14 protein-coding genes are annotated in these 17,385 nt (G+C 72.1%); 10 read left to right on the top strand and 4 right to left on the bottom strand.

All coding sequences use genetic code 11. From position 1 onward, the window contains the following. Position 1 precedes the first annotated feature (1 nt). From EP757_RS05410 to mutM, 4 genes are read left to right on the top strand one after another with little or no spacing between them, the layout of a single operon-like run. The gene (locus EP757_RS05410) at positions 2 to 889 is read left to right on the top strand and encodes a phosphate acyltransferase PlsX (protein ID WP_232050639.1); all 888 of its coding nucleotides are present in this window, start codon (positions 2 to 4) and stop codon (positions 887 to 889) included. Continuing rightward, positions 882 to 1,622: a ribonuclease III gene (gene rnc / locus EP757_RS05405; protein ID WP_127543100.1), complete on the top strand. Its 741-nt coding sequence runs from the start codon at positions 882 to 884 to the stop codon at positions 1,620 to 1,622. The genes EP757_RS05410 and rnc overlap by 8 nt, the downstream gene beginning before the upstream one ends. Positions 1,623 to 1,629: 7 nt before the next feature. Further along, positions 1,630 to 2,802, top strand: coding sequence for a mannosyltransferase family protein (locus tag EP757_RS05400; RefSeq protein ID WP_127543099.1), 1,173 nt, complete (start codon positions 1,630 to 1,632; stop codon positions 2,800 to 2,802). A gap of 11 nt (positions 2,803 to 2,813) precedes the next feature. Continuing rightward, complete coding sequence (gene mutM / locus EP757_RS05395; protein ID WP_127543098.1) at positions 2,814 to 3,659, top strand: bifunctional DNA-formamidopyrimidine glycosylase/DNA-(apurinic or apyrimidinic site) lyase; 846 nt, start codon at positions 2,814 to 2,816, stop codon at positions 3,657 to 3,659. Between the two features lie 266 nt (positions 3,660 to 3,925). Here the strand turns inward: mutM and EP757_RS05390 are convergent, their stop codons facing one another. From EP757_RS05390 to EP757_RS05380, 3 genes are read right to left on the bottom strand one after another with little or no spacing between them, the layout of a single operon-like run. After that, a complete protein-coding gene (locus EP757_RS05390; protein WP_127543097.1) occupies positions 3,926 to 4,492 on the bottom strand; it encodes a spherulation-specific family 4 protein in 567 nt (188 codons plus the stop codon). Next, on the bottom strand, positions 4,489 to 5,868 hold the full coding sequence (locus EP757_RS05385) for a hypothetical protein (RefSeq protein ID WP_232050385.1): 1,380 nt from the start codon (positions 5,866 to 5,868) through the stop codon (positions 4,489 to 4,491). The genes EP757_RS05390 and EP757_RS05385 overlap by 4 nt, the downstream gene beginning before the upstream one ends. Then, the gene (locus tag EP757_RS05380; protein WP_127543096.1) at positions 5,865 to 7,457 is read right to left on the bottom strand and encodes a glycosyltransferase; all 1,593 of its coding nucleotides are present in this window, start codon (positions 7,455 to 7,457) and stop codon (positions 5,865 to 5,867) included. The genes EP757_RS05385 and EP757_RS05380 overlap by 4 nt, the downstream gene beginning before the upstream one ends. A gap of 604 nt (positions 7,458 to 8,061) precedes the next feature. Between EP757_RS05380 and EP757_RS05375 the strand changes: the two genes are divergently transcribed. From EP757_RS05375 to EP757_RS42715, 4 genes are all read left to right on the top strand, one after another. Further along, positions 8,062 to 8,256: a hypothetical protein gene (locus tag EP757_RS05375; protein WP_127543095.1), complete on the top strand. Its 195-nt coding sequence runs from the start codon at positions 8,062 to 8,064 to the stop codon at positions 8,254 to 8,256. A 266-nt stretch (positions 8,257 to 8,522) separates the two neighbouring features. Next, complete coding sequence (gene smc, locus EP757_RS05370; RefSeq protein WP_127543094.1) at positions 8,523 to 12,104, top strand: chromosome segregation protein SMC; 3,582 nt, start codon at positions 8,523 to 8,525, stop codon at positions 12,102 to 12,104. A 6-nt stretch (positions 12,105 to 12,110) separates the two neighbouring features. Continuing rightward, entirely contained in the window at positions 12,111 to 12,725 is a 615-nt protein-coding gene (locus EP757_RS05365; protein WP_127543093.1) for an HAD family hydrolase, read from the top strand. A 53-nt stretch (positions 12,726 to 12,778) separates the two neighbouring features. Beyond that, on the top strand, positions 12,779 to 13,438 hold the full coding sequence (locus tag EP757_RS42715; protein ID WP_160165761.1) for a hypothetical protein: 660 nt from the start codon (positions 12,779 to 12,781) through the stop codon (positions 13,436 to 13,438). A gap of 3 nt (positions 13,439 to 13,441) precedes the next feature. On the opposite strand, the gene EP757_RS05350 is transcribed toward EP757_RS42715, so the two are convergent. Then, positions 13,442 to 15,115, bottom strand: a complete 1,674-nt coding sequence (locus EP757_RS05350) for an alkaline phosphatase D family protein (RefSeq protein WP_174262340.1) — start codon at positions 15,113 to 15,115, stop codon at positions 13,442 to 13,444. Positions 15,116 to 15,257: 142 nt separating this feature from the next. Here EP757_RS05350 and ftsY point away from each other — a divergent pair, with 142 nt between their 5' ends. Next, positions 15,258 to 16,478, top strand: a complete 1,221-nt coding sequence (gene ftsY, locus EP757_RS05345) for a signal recognition particle-docking protein FtsY (RefSeq protein ID WP_127543089.1) — start codon at positions 15,258 to 15,260, stop codon at positions 16,476 to 16,478. Positions 16,479 to 16,525: 47 nt separating this feature from the next. Continuing rightward, positions 16,526 to 17,323 (top strand): aminoglycoside phosphotransferase family protein, encoded by a 798-nt coding sequence (locus tag EP757_RS05340; RefSeq protein ID WP_014447157.1) that lies wholly within the window; start codon positions 16,526 to 16,528, stop codon positions 17,321 to 17,323. The last annotated feature ends 62 nt before the right edge of the window (positions 17,324 to 17,385 follow it).

Genomic DNA, 17,385 nt, shown 5'->3' with positions numbered 1-17,385 from the left:
GATCGCCGTCGACCTCCTCGGCGGGGACCAAGCTCCCGCCGTCGTGGTTGACGGCGCTCTGCGTGCCGCTCAAGCCGATCCGTCTCTTCACCTGACTCTCGTCGGCCCGGCCGAAGCCGCCGACGCGGTCCTCGCTGCCCTCGATCCCGCTGATCGGCAGCGCATCACCACCGCCGTCACCAGTTCCGGGACGGTCCGGGGCGCCGCCCGCGCGGTCGCCGAGGGCCGTGCCGACGCGCTCGTCTCGGCGGGTGACACCGGCGCCACGGTCCTCTCCGCGGCCCGTGAGCTGGGCCGCTGGCCCGGCATCCGGCGTCCCGCCCTGGCCGCGGTGCTGCCCACCGTGACCGGCCGGCTGGTCCTGCTCGACGTCGGTTCGAACGTCGACCCGGACGAGAAGACCCTCGCCATGCACGCGCGCCTCGGCGCCGCCTACGCGTCGGCGGTGCACAACGTCAACGCGCCACGTGTCGGCATGCTCACCATCGGCAGCGAGCCCGGCAAGGGTGACCGTCTGCGCCGCAACCTCCCGCCGCTGCTCACCGGTCAGAGACTGCCGGCCGGGGCGCGCTACGCCGGTCTGGTCGAGGGCAACGACGTCGTCCTCGGCACTGCCGCCGACGTGGTGGTCACCGACGGATTCACCGGAAACGTCCTGCTCAAGGCGCTGGAGACGGCATATGCCGTCGCCGAGCCGTTCGACCAGGAAAACCTCCCCCCACGTGCCGCCGTCCTGCTCGGGGTCGGCGGAACGGTCGTGGTCTGCCACGGCGCTGCCACCGGTTCCGATCTCGCCGCGGGCATCGCCTTCGCGGCCGACCTGCATCGCCGCGCCTCGGTCGCGGCCATCGCCGATCTGCTCAGATACAGCGAGGTATCGCATGATTGACAAGCGTCGCCGTCCGTCCACCGAGCCGCTGGAGGAGGCGTTCGGCATCCCTTTCAAGCCGGAGCTGCTCGAGCGCGCGCTGACCCACCGCTCGTACGCGTACGAGAACGGCGGCCTGCCCACCAACGAGCGGCTGGAGTTCCTCGGCGACTCGGTGCTCGGCGTCGTGATCACGTCGGCGCTCTTCCACAACCACCCGGACCTGCCGGAGGGCCAGCTCGCCAAGCTCCGGGCCAGCGTCGTCAACATGCACGCGCTCGCCGACGTGGCGCGCGGCCTGGGCCCGCTGGGTCTCGGCCCGCACCTGCTGCTCGGCAAGGGCGAGGAGACGACCGGTGGCCGGGACAAGGCGAGCATCCTCGCCGACACCCTGGAGGCGCTGCTCGGCGCGATCTACCTGGAGCACGGCCTGGAGGTGGCGGGCGAGGTGATCCACCGGCTCTTCGACCCGCTGATGATCGAGTCGGCGAGCCGGGGCGCGGCGCTGGACTGGAAGACCAGCCTCCAGGAGCTGACCGCGGCGCTCGGCCTGGGCGTGCCGGACTATGAGATCGAGGATTCCGGCCCGGACCACGCGAAGACGTTCACGGCGTGGGTGGTCGTGGCCGGCGAGCGGTACGGCGGTTCCGAGGGCCGCAGCAAGAAACAGGCCGAGCAGCGGGCCGCGGCGGCGGCGTGGCGGACCCTGACCGACCGCGCCGAGGCTGAGGAATCGGTCCCGGACATGCCATGATCCCGGCGTGACGGTGACCGAGACGACAACCGCGCCCGCGAAAATCTGGGACAAAGCGGGCGGATGGCAGGGCGTCGGGACTGCGGTAGGCATCCTGGCGCTCACCCGAGTGGGCCAATTGCTCATGATCTGGTGGCTCGGTGGCGCGACCTCCGAGCCGCGCAGCGTCTGGGACCGGCTGCTCGTCTGGGACGCCGGCTGGTTCCTCCGGGTCGCGATGGACGGCTATCCACACGGGTACACGTACGAGAACGGCGTGCTCCAGGGCAACGAGCTGGCGTTCTTCCCGGTCTACCCGATGCTCATCCGGTTCGCCGCCGCGATCGGCTTCACCCCGTCGACGGCCGCGGTTCTGATCTCCTGGATCGCTTCGATCGGCGCGGCCGTCGCGCTGCACCTGCTCGGCACGAGTCTCTACAGCAAGCGGGCCGGCTGGGCGCTGGTGGCGATCTGCTGTTCGGCGCCGGCGTCGGTGGTGCTCTCCATGGCGTACTCGGAGAGCATCTTCCTGGCCCTGGTGGCCGGCATGTTCGTGGCCGCGCACCGCCGTGCCTGGTGGGCGGCGGGACTGCTCGGCCTGCTCACCGCGCTGAGCCGGCCGACCGGCGCGGCCGCCGCCCTCGGTCTCGGGGTGGCGGCGCTGATCGCGGTCCGGGAGATCTGGAAGTCCGAGAACCGGATCGCCTGGCAGCCGATCACCGCGGCGGCCGCGGCCCTGGCCGGCGTGCCGCTCTACATCGGCTGGGTGGCCTGGCGGGTCGGTGACCTGGACGCCTGGTTCAAGATCCAGACTGCGGGCTGGGGCACCACGTTCGACTACGGGTCGAGCACGATCAAGTTCCTCAACACCACGCTGCGTACGGGTGACGGCTGGGTCTCGATCAGCATCGCCCTGATGCTGCTGGTCGCCCTCGCCGCGGCGGGTGTGGCCCTGACGCAGAAGCCGTGGCTGCCGCTCGCCGTCTACGGGGTGGTCGCGATGATCCTGGTGTACGGCCAGGCCGGTTTCTACCACTCCAAGCCACGGCTGCTGCTGCCCGTACTGTTGACGCTGCTTCCGGCCGTCGTGGCGGCGTCCAAGGCCCGGCCCCGGGTCGCGATCCTGTCGATCGTGGCGTGGGCGGCCTTCGGTCTCTGGTACGGCGCCTACCTGGTCACCGTCTGGCCGTACACGCTGTAAAGGATTCTGGTGTGCCTGAGCTTCCCGAGGTGGAGACCGTCCGCATGGGCCTGGCGAAGTGGGTCGCCGGCCGCACCATCGCGACCGCCGAGGTCCACCACCCCCGGGCGATCCGCCGTCACCTGCCCGGCGACGCCCACTTCTCCGCGGTCCTGGCCGGCCGCACCGTCCTGGACATCTCCCGCCGCGGCAAGTACCTCTGGTTCCCGCTCGACTCCGGCGACGCGATCATCGGTCACCTCGGTATGAGCGGCCAGCTGCTCATGCAGCCCACCGGGGCGCCCGACGAGAAGCACCTGCGCATCCGGTTCACGTTCACCGACGGCGGCCCCGAGTTGCGCTTCGTCGACCAGCGCACGTTCGGCGGCCTGTCGGTCTCCGAGGGCGGCGCCGAGCTGCCGGACGAGATCTCGCACATCGCCCGCGACCCGATGGACCCGCTCTTCGACGACGAGGCCTTCGCGGCCCGGCTCCGTGGCCGGCACACGGAGATCAAGCGAGCCCTGCTCGATCAGTCCCTGATCTCCGGGATCGGCAACATCTACGCCGACGAGGCACTGTGGAGGGCGAAGCTGCACGGCGCCCGCCCCACCGACAAGCTGACCCGCCCCGCGGTCAAGGGCTTGCTGGCTCATGTCCGCGACGTCCTCGGCGAGGCGATCGTCGCGGGCGGCACGAGCTTCGACGAGCTCTACGTCGACGTGAACGGCGAGAGCGGCTACTTCGACCGCGCCCTGAACGCCTACGGCCGGGAGAACGAGCCCTGCTCCCGCTGCGGCACCCCGATCCGCCGCGAGCACTTCATGAACCGCTCCTCCTTCAGCTGCCCGCGCTGCCAGCCGAGACCGCGTTCTTAGAACCAGACATCTCCTCGTACGGGGACAGCGGCAGCCCCCGACCGCATCGAACGCCGTCCCGTGGCGCACCACACCTGCGGCCACGTTCCCCCGGCGCACGCCGCCGCCGGCCCCGGTGCACCCTCACCCGGGGCGTGGACCGGCCGGGGGTGACGGGACGCCGGGGCCGGCGGCGGGCGGCGCCGGGGGAACGGGCCGTCAGGTGTCGATGGAGGCGCGACGGCGGGGTCCGGCGGGGGCGGGCGTCATCCCCGTACAAGGAAGGGTCAATCGACCGCGTGGGCTCCTCGGCCGGAAGTCGCGACCGGGCGGTGAGGGGTCAGATCGGTCGCGAGGCCGAAGCCGGCGCCACGGCGGCCCATCAGGCGGCGGGCGGCGGTCAGCAGCTCCGGGGGCACACCGTGGACGATGTGGCCGTCACCGGGGCGCACGCCATCGCCGTCCCAGTTCTGGTAGGCCTCCCACGGGCCTTCGAACGAACAGATTCGCACCCCTAAATCACGATAAAGGGGATGAGTCGGAACTCCCGGATTCAGCACCACCCGATGCAGACCGCGCCGCGCCGCCAACCGGACCGTCAGCGCGACCGGACCCACCCCACCGGAACCGGCCGGGGCCCGGTCCAGGAACAACCCCTCCACGCCGTCGGCGCGCCAGGCGTCCACGTCGGCGAGCACGTCGGCGAGCGAGCGGCTTCCCCAGTCGAGATCGATGCGGCCCAGCGACTGGTGCAGGGTCCGGCGGTCGCCGGGCTGTTCGCGGACGATCCAGGTGTCGGCGTCCAGCTCCAGTTCGGGCGACGGGTGGGCGTACGAGGGGAACAGTGTCTTCACGGCGTCCTCCGTAGATCGACAGCGGTCAGGGCGACGATGAGCAGGCCGGCCAGGTGTGCCGCGGCGAGCACGGCGACCGAAGCCGGCAGTGGTCCGGACGGCGAGGGGAAGAGCGCGATGACGGCCGCGGCCAGCGGGGGCACGGCGGCGAGCGTGGCGGCGATGCCGGTACGGAACCGGGCCGCCAGCAGGAACGTCACGGCGAACACCCCGCCGAGCAGGGTTCCGGCGGCGAGGGCGAGGACGCCGTCGCGGGAGCCGGGGAGAAGCGGGCCGGGGAGCTGGTAGGCGGCCACCGCGAGCCCGCAGCCGGCCGCGAGCGGTGGCAGCAGGCCGGCCAGCGTGATCGCGGTGACGTTGCGGACGTGCCGGCCGAAGTCGGCGGAGGTCTCCGCGGAGTCCAGGCCGTTGTCGAGACGCGCGGTGTGCCAGCCGATCAGGCCCTCGAGCATCGGTACGGCGATGAGCAGTGGCAACGCCGCCGGGAACGGTGTGTCGGCCTGCCAGAGCAGTGTCACGCAGACCGCCTGCGAGGCCCCGATGACCAGGTAGGAGAGTCCGCGCCGGCGGTCGGCGCCGGTGAGCCGGCTTCGGCCGGGACGGGACAGCACCGCGGGCCGGAAGGCGCGCACCGCCACCGCGACGATGGCGCCGGGCAGCATCACCTCGACCTGGACGGTGGCCCACCCGGCCCCGAGAGCGGCGGCCACCGGTACCGCGGCGAGCAGCCAGCAGGGCAGGAACCAGGCGGCGACGGCGCCCTCGGACCGGGTCACCAGTGCGACCGTGACGCTGCCCAGGGCGAGCAGCCCGCAGACGCCGACGACGGCGGCGAGCGCGCGGGACGGCCCGAGCGCGCGGTCCGGGGCGATCCAGACGAGCGCGCACCAGAGCGCTGTCACCGAGGCGAACCCGGCGCCGACGAACCGTGCCGCGGCGGCCTGCCCGCTGCGTCCCGCCACGACGACGCCCATGCTGGTCAGCGCCTGGGCGGCACCCCATCCGAGCACCAGCATCACGGCGGTGACCGGCCACGCGACCCGGTTCAGCGATCCGGTGGCGGCGATCGCGACGCTCAGCGGGCCGACGTAGAGGCAGCAGCGGACGACGGCTCCCGCGAGGAAGCCGGGACGGGCGCGCCGCCTCCTCTTCGGGTACGAGGCGTCCACCGCCTGAATCGGGTCCGGTTCGACAGCGGCAGCAGGCGCGACGACAGCGGCGGGCGTCTCCGGATCCGCCGGGGTCAGCGGCTTCACGACCTCGGCGGAGTGCCGCCCGGCCGGCGAGTGGCCACGACGCGGCTCGTGGCGGCCGGCCGCCCGCCGCCGGGCCCGGTTGCGGGCGGACAGGGTGTCGCGCGATCCCGTGATCGTCATGATGCGTTCTCCCCGGTCGGCATGGGCCCTCCGACCAGCGCCGGCTCGCGCGGGCCGGGCTCGGCCCCGGACGGGCCGGCCAGCCATCGGACGGTGTCGGGCAGCGTCACCCGGGGCGCCGTCACGCTGAGCGCCAGCTCGAAGGCGGGCGCCGGCGGCGGTACGGCCAGGTCGGTGTAGAGGGCGCCGTAGACGCGCACCACGCGATCCACGGTGAAGTGGCTGAGCGCCCGCTGCCGGGCCGCGTCGCCGAGCGTGCGGCGCCGAGCCGGATCGCGGAGCAGCCCGGCGATGGCGATGGCGAGTTCGGACGGGTCGTTCGGTGGTACCAGCACACCGGTCTCGCCGAGGGTCTCGCCGGCCGGGCCGACGTCGACGCCGACCACCGGACGGCCCGACATCATCGCCTCGACCAGCCGGTACGGCGGATCCGCCGGGCCCGGCACGTGCGCGACGACCTGCCCGACCGTGTACCGGTCGCGGGGGTCGGCGGGCAGCGGGTGCAGGCGTACGGTCCGGCCCAGCCCGGTGCGCTCGATCTGCTCGGCGCAGTGTTCCTCGTGCGCCGCGGTGACGCCGACAAGGTGCAGCACGGTCCCCGGGATCGCCGCCGCCACCTCGGTGAACGCCTCCAGCACGCACGCCAGCCCGCTGTCCGGGCCACCGCTGCCGGCCCAGACCACGGCCGGCGCCGGGCTGAGCTCGATCACGCCGGGATAGTCGCGCGGGTCGACGCCGGCCGGCACCGGCACCAGCCGTGCCGGTCGTGCGCCGTGTTCCAGCGCCCAGCCGTGGTGATACGTGCTGAGCGGCGCGATCAGCTCGGCCTCGGCGTAGCCGGTCCGGGCCACCGACGTGCGGAACCGCCGCAGCACGGTCCGCACCGCGACCGAGAGCCGATCCTCGGCGGGCCGCTGGCGGGGAACCGGCGCCCGGGCCTCGGTGAGCAGCAGGGGCACACCGCTGCGCCAGCGCCCGCCGAGCGCCGCGAGCAGCGGCGTGGTCCCGCCGACGCAGTGCACCAGCTCCACCTCGGGCAGCTCCACGGCGAGCGCGCGCATGGCGTGCCGCAGCAGCATCGCCGCGGTACGCGCGTCCCGCACGCTGAGCCGGGGCAGCGGCGCTGTATCGGCGCCGAGCGCGGCCTGCCGCTGCCGCCATGCCTCGATCAGCGCGTCCGCGAGCGGCACGCCGCCGAGCGGGTCGGGACCGCAGGGCAGCTCGGCGATCCGGCGCAGGCCGTCGGCGAACTGCGCGCCGACCGGTCCTTCGTCGCCGAGCAGACCACGGCAGAGCAGCGCGGCCGCCTCGTCGGCGCCGTCCGGCGGACCGGGCCGGCGGCGGCCGGGACGACCGGGCCGGGTGGTGTCGCGGCTCAGCGCGACGGCGCGCGCCGAGCCGACATTGAACGGGAGCGGGTACGCCGGCGCGGACGGCAGTTCACGGTCCGTGACGGTCAGCAGCTCGAAGCGGAACCGGCGCAGGCCCTCGACGAGGGTTCGGCACCAGCCTCCGAGGGCGTCCCGCCGGTACGGGTACCCGCCGCCGGTGAGCAAGCAGATGCGCTCGCGCGACGGGGTCGGATTCACGGTGGGGGCAACGACACAGCACGGCGAAGTCACCGGAGCATGTCGGCTAGGCGACACAATTACGCACCTTTTGAACCAAAATGTCCGCCGTCTTTGCCCGTTTTTGCCCGGAAGGGGCATTGATGCGATGCCGTTTGCCGCGGAAAAGCCCTCCCGGGAGCGCTCCGGAAGCGCCCCCGAGGCGCTCAGGAGATCGCGGCGCCTGCCGATGAGTGATGTCGACATATACCGCTGGAACCGCCCGTAGTCGGGCCGCATCGACCGGCGGGCTGCCCCGCCAAACTGGCAGACGGGACATAAGAGCAGCTAAACCGTGTTGGTGGCGTGATTCACTGAGAAGAAGCGCCGAACCACGAAAGCCTCGGCTTGACGGAGGGTGGGTATCGGCGGACTATGGAGTTGTCGCCAGTCGCGCCCACTCATGCCCCGGTTTCATTCGTGGCTTGAGCTCTGCACCTGAAGAATTCTGTTCAGACCAACCGGGCAGGATTCTGCGCTCACGCGTGCCCGTGAGTGCGGGTGCTGTGCACCGATCTGGGCGCACGTTGGCCGGCTTTTCCGGCAACGCATCACAACGAGACGCACAGCGTCACAAGGAGTCACGATGGCGAAGGCCCTCTACGGCCACGTAGGTGCGGCGCCCGACCGGCGCCTGCTCGACGAGGTCACCCGACTGCGTTCCAGGGTGCAGTCCCTGGAGTTCGAGGTCACCCGCCTCCGGGCGGAGAACGATCGTCTCGCGGCAGCAGCCGTGGAGGCAGACGATTTCGCGCGGCTGACCGAGCCCGCGCTGACCTGAGCTCCACCCCGAGCGCCCGTGAGTTCCGCGGGGTGACCTCCCGGCGTTCATCCCCTCGCACCCAGGTCATGCAGTGAAGCAGTGAAGACGGCACCGAAGAAGTCGAAGAACCAAAGAAAACGCGCGCCTCCACGATTGTGGCGGCGCGCAGCTTTTTGTCCGGTTTTTCGCCGGGTGTCGCGGTCGCTGGCGCGGCGTGTCACCGCTGATCCGATCCCCTGCGGGTAGCCTGCCACCAGCAGACCACCGCCGACCCTCGGAGATCCGTGCACCTCAAGAGCCTGACGGTCAAGGGCTTCAAGTCCTTCGCCTCCGCTACCACGTTGCGGCTGGAGCCGGGCATCACCTGTGTCGTGGGCCCGAACGGATCCGGCAAGTCCAACGTCGTCGACGCCATCGCCTGGGTTCTCGGCGAGCAGGGCGCCAAGGCGCTGCGTGGCGGCAAGATGGAGGACGTCATCTTCGCCGGCACCGCCGGCCGGGCGCCGCTGGGCCGCGCCGAGGTGACGCTCACGATCGACAACAACGACGGCGCCCTGCCCATCGAGTACACCGAGGTCTCGATCACCCGCCGGATGTTCCGGGACGGCGCCAGCGAGTACGAGATCAACGGCAACGCCTGCCGGCTGCTCGACATCCAGGAGCTGCTCAGCGACTCCGGCATCGGCCGGGAGATGCACATCATCGTCGGTCAGGGCCGGCTCGACGCGATGCTGCACGCCAAGCCCGAGGACCGCCGCTCCTTCATCGAGGAGGCGGCCGGTGTCCTCAAGCACCGCAAGCGCAAAGAGAAGGCGATCCGCAAGCTGGACGCCATGCAGGTCAACCTGAACCGGCTGGGCGACCTGACGACCGAGCTGCGGCGTCAGCTCAAGCCGCTCGGCAAGCAGGCCGAAGTGGCCCGTCGCGCCGCCGGCATCCAGGCCGACCTGCGCGACGCCCGGCTCCGGTTGCTCGCCGACGATCTGCACACCCTGCGTACCACTCTGGACAAGGAGATCGCCGACGAGTCGGCGATGCGCGACCGGCGGCAGCAGGTCGAGGAGGAGAACCGCGAGATCCAGCGGTGGCTCGCCGACCTGGAGGCCCAGCACGCCGAGGACGCGCCGCTGCTGCAGGCCGCGCAGGACGCCTGGTACAAGCTCTCCACCCTGCAGGAACGCTTCCGCTCCACCGAGCAGCTCGCCACCGAGCGGCTGCGCCACCTCGCTGCCACGCCCGACGAGGAACGCCCCGGCCGCGACCCGGAGATGATCGAGGCCGAGGCCGAGCGGATCCGGGAGCAGGAGGAGGAGCTGCGCGAGGCGCTCACCGAGGACCAGATGCGCCTGGCCGAGGCGGTCGAGCAGCGGCAGGATCTGGAACGCCAGCTGGCCGCGGCCGAGGGCGCGCTGCGGGCCGCCGCCAAGGCGATCGCCGACCGGCGTGAGGGCCTGGCGAAGCTGACCGGCAACGTCAACGCGGCCCGGGCGCGCACCAGCAGCGCCGACGAGGAGATCGAGCGGCTCGCCGTGGCGCACACCGACGCGCTGATGCGGGCCGAGGCGGCGCAGGCCGAGGTGGACCTGGTCGCTGCCGAGTCGTCGGAGGCCGACCGGGACAACGCCGGCCTCGACGCCCGGCACGACGAGGCGGTCGCCGCGCACGACCGGGCCGCCGCGGTGGTCCGGGAGCTGTCCGACGCCGAGCGGGCCGCCGAGAAGGACGCCGCCAGCTGGAAGGCTCGTGAAGAAGCTCTCGCGCTCGGCCTGAAGCGCAAGGACGGCGCCGGGGCGTTGCTGGCGAAGGCCGGCCAGGTTCCCGGGCTTCTCGGCAGCCTCGCGTCGCTGCTGACCGTCCGGCCCGGCTACGAGGTGGCGCTCGCCGCGGCGCTGGGCGGCCTGGCGGACGCCGTCGCGCTGTCGGGCGTCGACGAAGCGGTCGAGGCGATGCGTACGCTCAAGATCGCTGACGCCGGCCGTGCCGACCTCGTGGTGGCCGGGTCGGCCGGCCCGGGCATGCGGGGCCCGCTCACGAGCCTGCGTCCCGACCTGCCGGAGGGGGCCGTCTGGGCGCCCGAGGTGATCGACTGCCCGGAGCAGATCCGGCCGGCTCTGAACCGGGTGCTGCGCGACGTCGTCCTCGTCGCCGACCTGACCGCGGCGGCCAAGCTGATCGCCGAGAACGCCGAGCTGCGCGCGGTGACGCCCGAGGGCGACGTGCTCGGCGCGTACGCGGCGGCCGGTGGTTCGTCGAAGGCGACCAGCTACATCGAGGTGCAGGCCGCCGTCGACGAGGCGAAGGCGAAGCGGGCCGCGGCCGAGCAGGCGATCGCCGAGCTCAAGGAGCAGCTCGGCGCGGCCCGGGCCGAGGTGGCCGAGCTCAAGCAGGTCGTGAACCAGGCCGCGAGTGAGAAGCGGGCCGCCGAGGGCGAGCGCAACGCGGCCGCCCGGCGGCTGGCCGAGCTGGGCGCGGCGGCGCGGTCGGCGAAGGCGGAGAGCGAGCGGCTCGGCGCGTCCCGGCAGAAGGCCGAGGCGGCCCGGGAGACCGACCTCATGCGCCTCGCCGAGCTGGAGGAACGTCTGCGGCTGGCCGAGGACACCCCGCTCGACGAGGAACCCTCCACCGAGGAACGCGACCAGCTCGCGGCGATGGTCCCGCAGGCACGGCAGAACGAGATGGAGGTCCGGCTCGCGGTGCGTACCGCCGAGGAGCGGGTCTCCTCGATCGCCGGCCGGGCCGACTCGCTGATGCGGCAGGCGAACGCCGAGCGGCAGGCCCGGGAGCGCGCCGCGGCCCGCCGGGAGGCCCGGGCCCGCGGCGCCAAGATCGCTCAGGCCGTCGCGCTCGGCGCGGCCGGCGCCCTGGAACGTGTCGCCGTCTCGCTCGCCGCCGCCGCCGAGCACCGCGACGAGCTGGCTCAGGCCCGGACCAGCCGGGAAGCCGAACTGCAGGAGGTGCGCGCCACGGCGAAGCGCCTCGTCGCCGAGCTGGAGCGGCTCACCAGCGAGGTCCACCGGGACGAGATGGCCCGGGCCGAGCAGCGGATGCGCATCGACCAGCTGGAGGCGAAGGCCGCCGAGGACTTCTCGCTCGACGTCGAGACGCTGATCAGCGAGTACGGCCCGGACCAGCTCGTGCCGCCGACCCAGGCCGACGTGGCGCTGGCCGAGAAGGACGGCAAGCCGGTCCCCGAGCCCGTTCCGTTCCACCGGCCCACCCAGGAGAAGCGGGCGAACAAGGCGGAGCGCGACCTCACCCTGCTCGGCAAGGTGAACCCGCTGGCGCTGGAGGAGTTCGCCGCGCTGGAGGAGCGCTACAAGTTCCTCTCCGACCAGCTCGAGGACCTCAAGGCCACCCGCAAGGACCTGCTCACCGTCGTGAAGGACGTCGACGACCGGATCCTCGAGGTCTTCACGTCGGCGTTCGAGGACACCGCGCGCGAGTTCCAGACCGTGTTCCAGGTGCTCTTCCCGGGCGGTGAGGGCCGGCTCGTCCTGACCGACCCGGAGGACATGCTCACCACCGGCGTCGAGGTCGAGGCCCGCCCGCCGGGCAAGAAGATCAAGCGGCTGTCGCTGCTCTCCGGTGGCGAGCGCTCGCTCACCGCGGTGGCGATGCTCTGTGCCATCTTCCGGGCCCGCCCCTCGCCCTTCTACATCATGGACGAGGTGGAGGCGGCCCTCGACGACGTGAACCTGGGCCGGTTGATTACCCTCTTCAGGCAGTTGCGGGAGAAGAGCCAGCTGCTCATCATCACGCACCAGAAGCGCACGATGGAGGTCGCGGACGCCCTCTACGGCGTCACCATGCGAGCCGGCGTCACTCAGGTGATCAGCCAGCGGCTCGTCCGTGAGGAAGAGGACTAAGAAGACATGCGCGATCGCGCCCGGGCCCTGTTCATCGACCTGGACGGCGTTCTGCGCCGCTGGGATCCGGCCCCGATGATCGCCGTCGAGGTGAAGTACGGCCTGAAGCCGGCCTCACTGCTCGAGACGGCGATGTCGTGGGACATCTACCGGCCCGCGATGGCCGGCGAGATCTCCGACGAGGAGTGGATGGGCCTGGTGGCGAGCCGGCTCCCGCTCGGCGACGAGGAGTCCGCGGCGGCGGTGGCCGAGTGGCAGGCGTACCGGGGCGAGGTGGACCCGGAGGCGCTCGCGTTCGTCCGCGAGGTGCGGGCCGCCGGCCGTCCGGTCGCGATCGCCACCAACGCGACCGACCGTCTCCGCGGCGACCTGGACGCGCTCGGCCTCACCGGCGAGGTGGACCTGGTGCTCAGCTCCTGGGAGATGAAGGTGCACAAGCCGGCCCCGGAATACTTCGAGCAGGCCTGCCAGGAGATCGGCCAGCTGCCGAAGCACGTGCTCATGGTGGACGACGACGACCGGGTGGTCCGTGGCGCGCGGGCGGCCGGGCTCTCCGGGTATCGGTGGGCCGGACCGGAGCATCTGCCGTACCTGCGCAAGGTCCTTGATCTTTCGGAGTGAGCGGCACCTTTCCGGGATGTCGGGCACGGCCCGGTCCCGGGGAGGATGGAGGCATGTCACCTCTCGGCAGGATTGCCGTTCTCGCGCTCGTTCTGTCGGTTTCGGGTTGTTCGTCGCAATCCCCGTCGACGTCGCCCACGGTCTCGCCTCCGGTCTCGGTCTCGCCCTCGGCGATCGTGGAGAATTCGCCGACGCCCTCCGCTTCGCCGATCGAGGAACGAACGACCGCGCCCGCCGAGGAGCCGGCCGGCCCGGGCACCGCCCCCGGTCTCAACCGCCAGGTGGCGTTCGCGACCGTCGAGTCCGGCGGCGACCGTGTGCTCACCGTCGGATCGGACGGGATCGTCAAGCTCGGCGAGTACGACGACCGCGCCCTCTTCGTGGCGGTCCCGTCCGGCGGCGGTTTCCTGCTCAAGACCGGCACGCTGCGAGCCGGCGGCGAGGCGTACTGCCTCCAGGTGCACTCACCCGGCGGATCCAACCCGCTCCAGCTGAAGATCCAGGCGTGTGACGCCGCCGAGAAGGATCAGGTCTTCACGTTCCCGGAGCCGCCGGCCGACAGCCCCGGCCGGCTCATCGAGGTGGCCGGTCTGTTCGCCCTCGCCGGCCCGGAGGGCGACAAGGTGATCGTCCAGGAGTCCGGCGAGGGCGACTTCATGACCAACTTCAGCGTGGTGGACAAGGGGAAGGCCGCGATCCCGGCCCTGGACTGAGACCTAGAACTTGACGGCCGCCACCTCGAAGAGGTCGCCGTCCTTCGAGGTGCCCTCGATGCGGGCCGTGGCGGTCTGGCCCTCCAGCCGCAGGGTGCCGACCGCGTTGCCGAAGTACGGCCCGGCCAGCCGTTTCCAGCGGACCGCCGGTTTCACCACGCCTGCCGACTTGGACAGGCCCCGGGCCACCCGGGCCACCGCCCGCGACCAGCTGGCCCGCATCAGGGGGCGCAGCGGCGCGGGCACCTGGTTGTGGATCGGCGAGCAGGTCAGCTGCATGACCGGGGTGGGCAGCGGGTGGCCGAACTCGGCGCGGGCGACGTACGAGTGGTGCACGTCCCCGGACAGGACGCTGATCGAGGCCGGGGCGGCGTAGGCCCCACCGGCGCCGACCCGGTGACCGATCGGGGTCGGCCCGCCCTCGCCCAGCCGCCGGAACAGCTCGCCGAGCGCGTCGAACGACTTGCCGAACGCGGCCCAGTGCTCCAGGTCGAACGCCCGCCGCAGCTTCTCCCCGAACGATGCCTTCCACGCGGTCGGCGACTCGGCGATCCGCTCGTTCCACGCCTCCAGGTGGTGGATGGCGGGCGGCATGAGCCAGGGCAGCGACGAGCCGATCACCAGGTGGTCGTAGTCGCCGTGCGCCTGGTCCAGGAACCAGTCCCACTCGGCGGGCGGCAGCATGGCCCGCGCGCCCGGGGTCAGGATCCGGTTGCAGCGGTTGTCCAGGACCACGAGACGGGTCCGGCCGAGGTCCAGCGCGTAACTCCACTGGTACGGCTGGTCGGTGTTCTCCGCCGACTCGGGCTCGTCGACGGACCTGCCGAACTCACGCATCAGCTCGGTCGCGTCACCGGCCGACGCCACCTTCTGGAAGAGCGGGTCGGCGGCCAGCTCGTCCGGGCCGAGGTTCCCGAGGTGCTGATAGATCCAGTACGACGCCAGCCCAGCGGCGATCCGCTCCCGCCACCAGGGCTGTCTCGCCATGTCGGCCCGCCAGGACGCCGAGGTGTTCCAGTCGTCGATCAGCTCGTGATCGTCGAAGATCATGACGCTCGGCACGGTGGAGAGCAGCCAGCGCACCTCCGGGTCGCGCCACGACTCCAGGTAGAGCTTCGTGTACTCCTCGAAGCCGACCACCTGGTCGGCCGGGCCCTGGTGGCCGCTGCGGCGCCGGGCCTTGAGGAACCGGCGCACCTTCGGCGAGGTCTCGTCCGCGTAGACCTGGTCGCCGAGCAGCACCAGCAGGTCGGGTCGCGACCGGGAGTCGGTCATCAGCCGCCGGGCGAAGGCGTCGAGCGCGTCCGGCGGGAGATTCTTGCTCGCGGCCTGCGGTGTCGCCTCCCGGCAGGAGCCGAAGGTGAGGCTGACGGGCTCGCGTGAGTCGTCGGTGCTCCGGGTCCTGATGACCGAGGGAGGGTACGGCGAACCGGCCGCCGGCCACACCGCCCGGTCGTCCAGCGACACCGTGTAGGCCTGGGCCGCGTCCGGGACCAGTCCGGTCACCACGACGAGGGCGTAGTGGTGGCCGTACGCGGAGAAGGTCGTCGCGACGCCGCCGGCGCCGCCCTCGGCCTCGACCCGCACCTCGGCGGGCTCGCTGGTCTCCAGCCAGATGGTGGCGCGGTCACCGGTCACGCGCCGCAGGATCGGGCCGATGAGCAGTTGCGCGGTCACCGGACGGCGCCGGGGTATTGCCGCATGCGGATTGCCTCCACGAATGTTCACAAGGGGTGCTTCATACTCCGCCACCTCTACCCGGAATCGCCAGTGCGCGACCCTCGCCACGTCGGTTCGGCTCATCTGTCAGGATTCGGGCATGGAATACGTGGTCGCCGCAGTGATCCTGCTCGTCGTCCTGGTCGCCGGCGCGGTCGGGCTGGTGGTGCCGAGGATGCGCCGCCGTGAGCTCCCGCCACCGCCCTCCGCGGGCTCGACCACCACCCTGGAACGCCCGCCCGCGGCGCCGACGGTCCCGTCCGCTCCGGCCGAGGATGAGCTGCCCCCGCTGATCGAGCGGCCGGTCTCGCCGGCGCCGGTCGCCGAGGAGGCCCCGGTCGTCGAGGCGCCGGTCGTCGAGGAGCCGGCCGCCCCGGATCTGGAGAAGCCGGAACCCACCGCCGGCCGCCTGGTCCGGTTGCGCGCCCGCCTCGCCCGCTCGCAGAACGCCCTGGGCCGGGGCCTGCTCACTGTCCTCTCCCGGGACCACCTGGAAGAGGACGACTGGGAGGAGATCGAGGAGAGCCTGATCACCGCGGACGTCGGTGTCGAGGCCACCCAGGTGATCGTCGAGCGTCTGCGGGAGCGGGTCCGGATCCTCGGCACGCGCACCGTCGCCGGGGTCCGTGAGCAGCTCGCCGAGGAGCTGACCGCGGCGCTCGAGCCCGACCTGGACCGCAGTCTCCGGACCACCCCGCACGAGGGCCGCCCGGCCGTCGTCATGGTCGTCGGTGTCAACGGGGCCGGCAAGACCACCACCTGCGGCAAGATCGGCCGGGTCCTGATCGCGGACGGCCGCAGCGTGCTGTTCGGCGCCGCCGACACGTTCCGGGCGGCCGCCGCCGAGCAGCTGTCGACGTGGGGCGAGCGGGTCGGCGCGGAGACCGTGCGCGGCCCGGAGGGCGGCGACCCGGCGAGTGTCGCGTTCGATGCCGTGAAACGGGGTATCGAGGTCGGCGTGGACACCGTGCTGATCGACACCGCGGGCCGGCTGCAGAACAAGGTCGGCCTGATGGACGAGCTCGGCAAGGTGAAGCGGGTGGTGGAGAAGCACGGCCCGGTCGACGAGACCCTGCTCGTGCTCGACGCCACGACCGGTCAGAACGGTCTGGAGCAGGCCCGGGTGTTCACCGAGGTGGTGGATGTCACGGGTGTGGTGCTGACCAAGCTGGACGGCACGGCGAAGGGCGGCATCGTCATCGCGGTGCAGCGCAAGCTGGGGATTCCGGTCAAACTGGTCGGTCTGGGCGAGGGCCCGGACGACCTCGCGCCGTTCGAGCCGGCCGCCTTCGTCGAGGCCCTCATTGGCGGGGACGCGTAGGCTCGCGGGGAGTCAGGGATGTTGAGTCATGATCCGGGAGGACGTTGGTGACGCAGGAGCCGGTGCGCGAGATTCCGCTGCACGGTGGCAACGTCAGCACGGTGTCCCGGATCGGTGACACGGTCCGGCGTAACGCGGGTCCCTGGACCCCGGCCGTGCACGCCCTGCTGAACCATCTCGAACGGGTCGGTTTCACCGGTTCGCCGCACGCGCTGGGCATGGACGAGAAGGGCCGCGAGGTCCTCTCCTACCTGGACGGCGAGTGCGGCGAATACCCGCTGGCCCCGCACTGGGTCACCGAGGAGGCGCTGGTCACCGTCGGCACGATGCTGCGGATGTTCCACGACGCCCAGTACGGCTTCGTCCCGCCGCCGGGAGCGGTCTGGCGCTCGTTCGGGCCACCGCCGCCGGACACCGAGGTGATCTGTCACCACGACGCCGCCCCGCACAACGTGGTCTGGCGTCCGGACGGCACCCTGGCCCTGATCGATTTCGACCTCGCGTCGCCGGGCTCACGGCTCTACGACGTGGCGTACGCCGCCTGGACGTGGGTCCCCCTCTTCAGTGACCGCGACTCGTACACGCTCGGATGGAAACGGCCGAACCGGCCGCGACGTCTCCGCCTCTTCGCCGACGCGTACGGATTGATCCCGCGTGATCGGCACCGCCTGGTCCGCACCATCCGCAAGAGGATCGTGGATCACGTCGAGGGCATCCGCAGGATGGCCGCCGCGGGCGATCCGGCGTTCGTCCGGATCGTGCACAAGGGCCACCTCCGCCGGCCGATGCGCGATCTGCGGCTGCTGGATTACGAGCGACACACCCTCGAATACGCGCTTCGCTGAGGACCCCGAAGCGCTGCGATGTGGGCTTTGATCCCGATATCTTGGCACTTCGCGGACTACTG

Source organism: Actinoplanes sp. OR16, assembly GCF_004001265.1.
In the GTDB taxonomy this organism is placed as follows: domain Bacteria; phylum Actinomycetota; class Actinomycetes; order Mycobacteriales; family Micromonosporaceae; genus Actinoplanes.
This window is presented reverse-complemented; position numbering and strand designations above follow the sequence as displayed.

Bases quoted from the DNA above. Each gene is read 5' to 3' on its own strand.
- rnc (WP_127543100.1), top strand. From the start codon at position 882: ATGATTGACAAGCGTCGCCGTCCGTCCACCGAGCCGCTGGAGGAGGCG.
- EP757_RS05385 (WP_232050385.1), bottom strand. From the start codon at position 5,868: ATGACGATCACGGGATCGCGCGACACCCTGTCCGCCCGCAACCGGGCC.
- EP757_RS05375 (WP_127543095.1), top strand. From the start codon at position 8,062: ATGGCGAAGGCCCTCTACGGCCACGTAGGTGCGGCGCCCGACCGGCGC.
- EP757_RS05365 (WP_127543093.1), top strand. From the start codon at position 12,111: ATGCGCGATCGCGCCCGGGCCCTGTTCATCGACCTGGACGGCGTTCTG.
- EP757_RS42715 (WP_160165761.1), top strand. From the start codon at position 12,779: ATGTCACCTCTCGGCAGGATTGCCGTTCTCGCGCTCGTTCTGTCGGTT.
- ftsY (WP_127543089.1), top strand. From the start codon at position 15,258: ATGGAATACGTGGTCGCCGCAGTGATCCTGCTCGTCGTCCTGGTCGCC.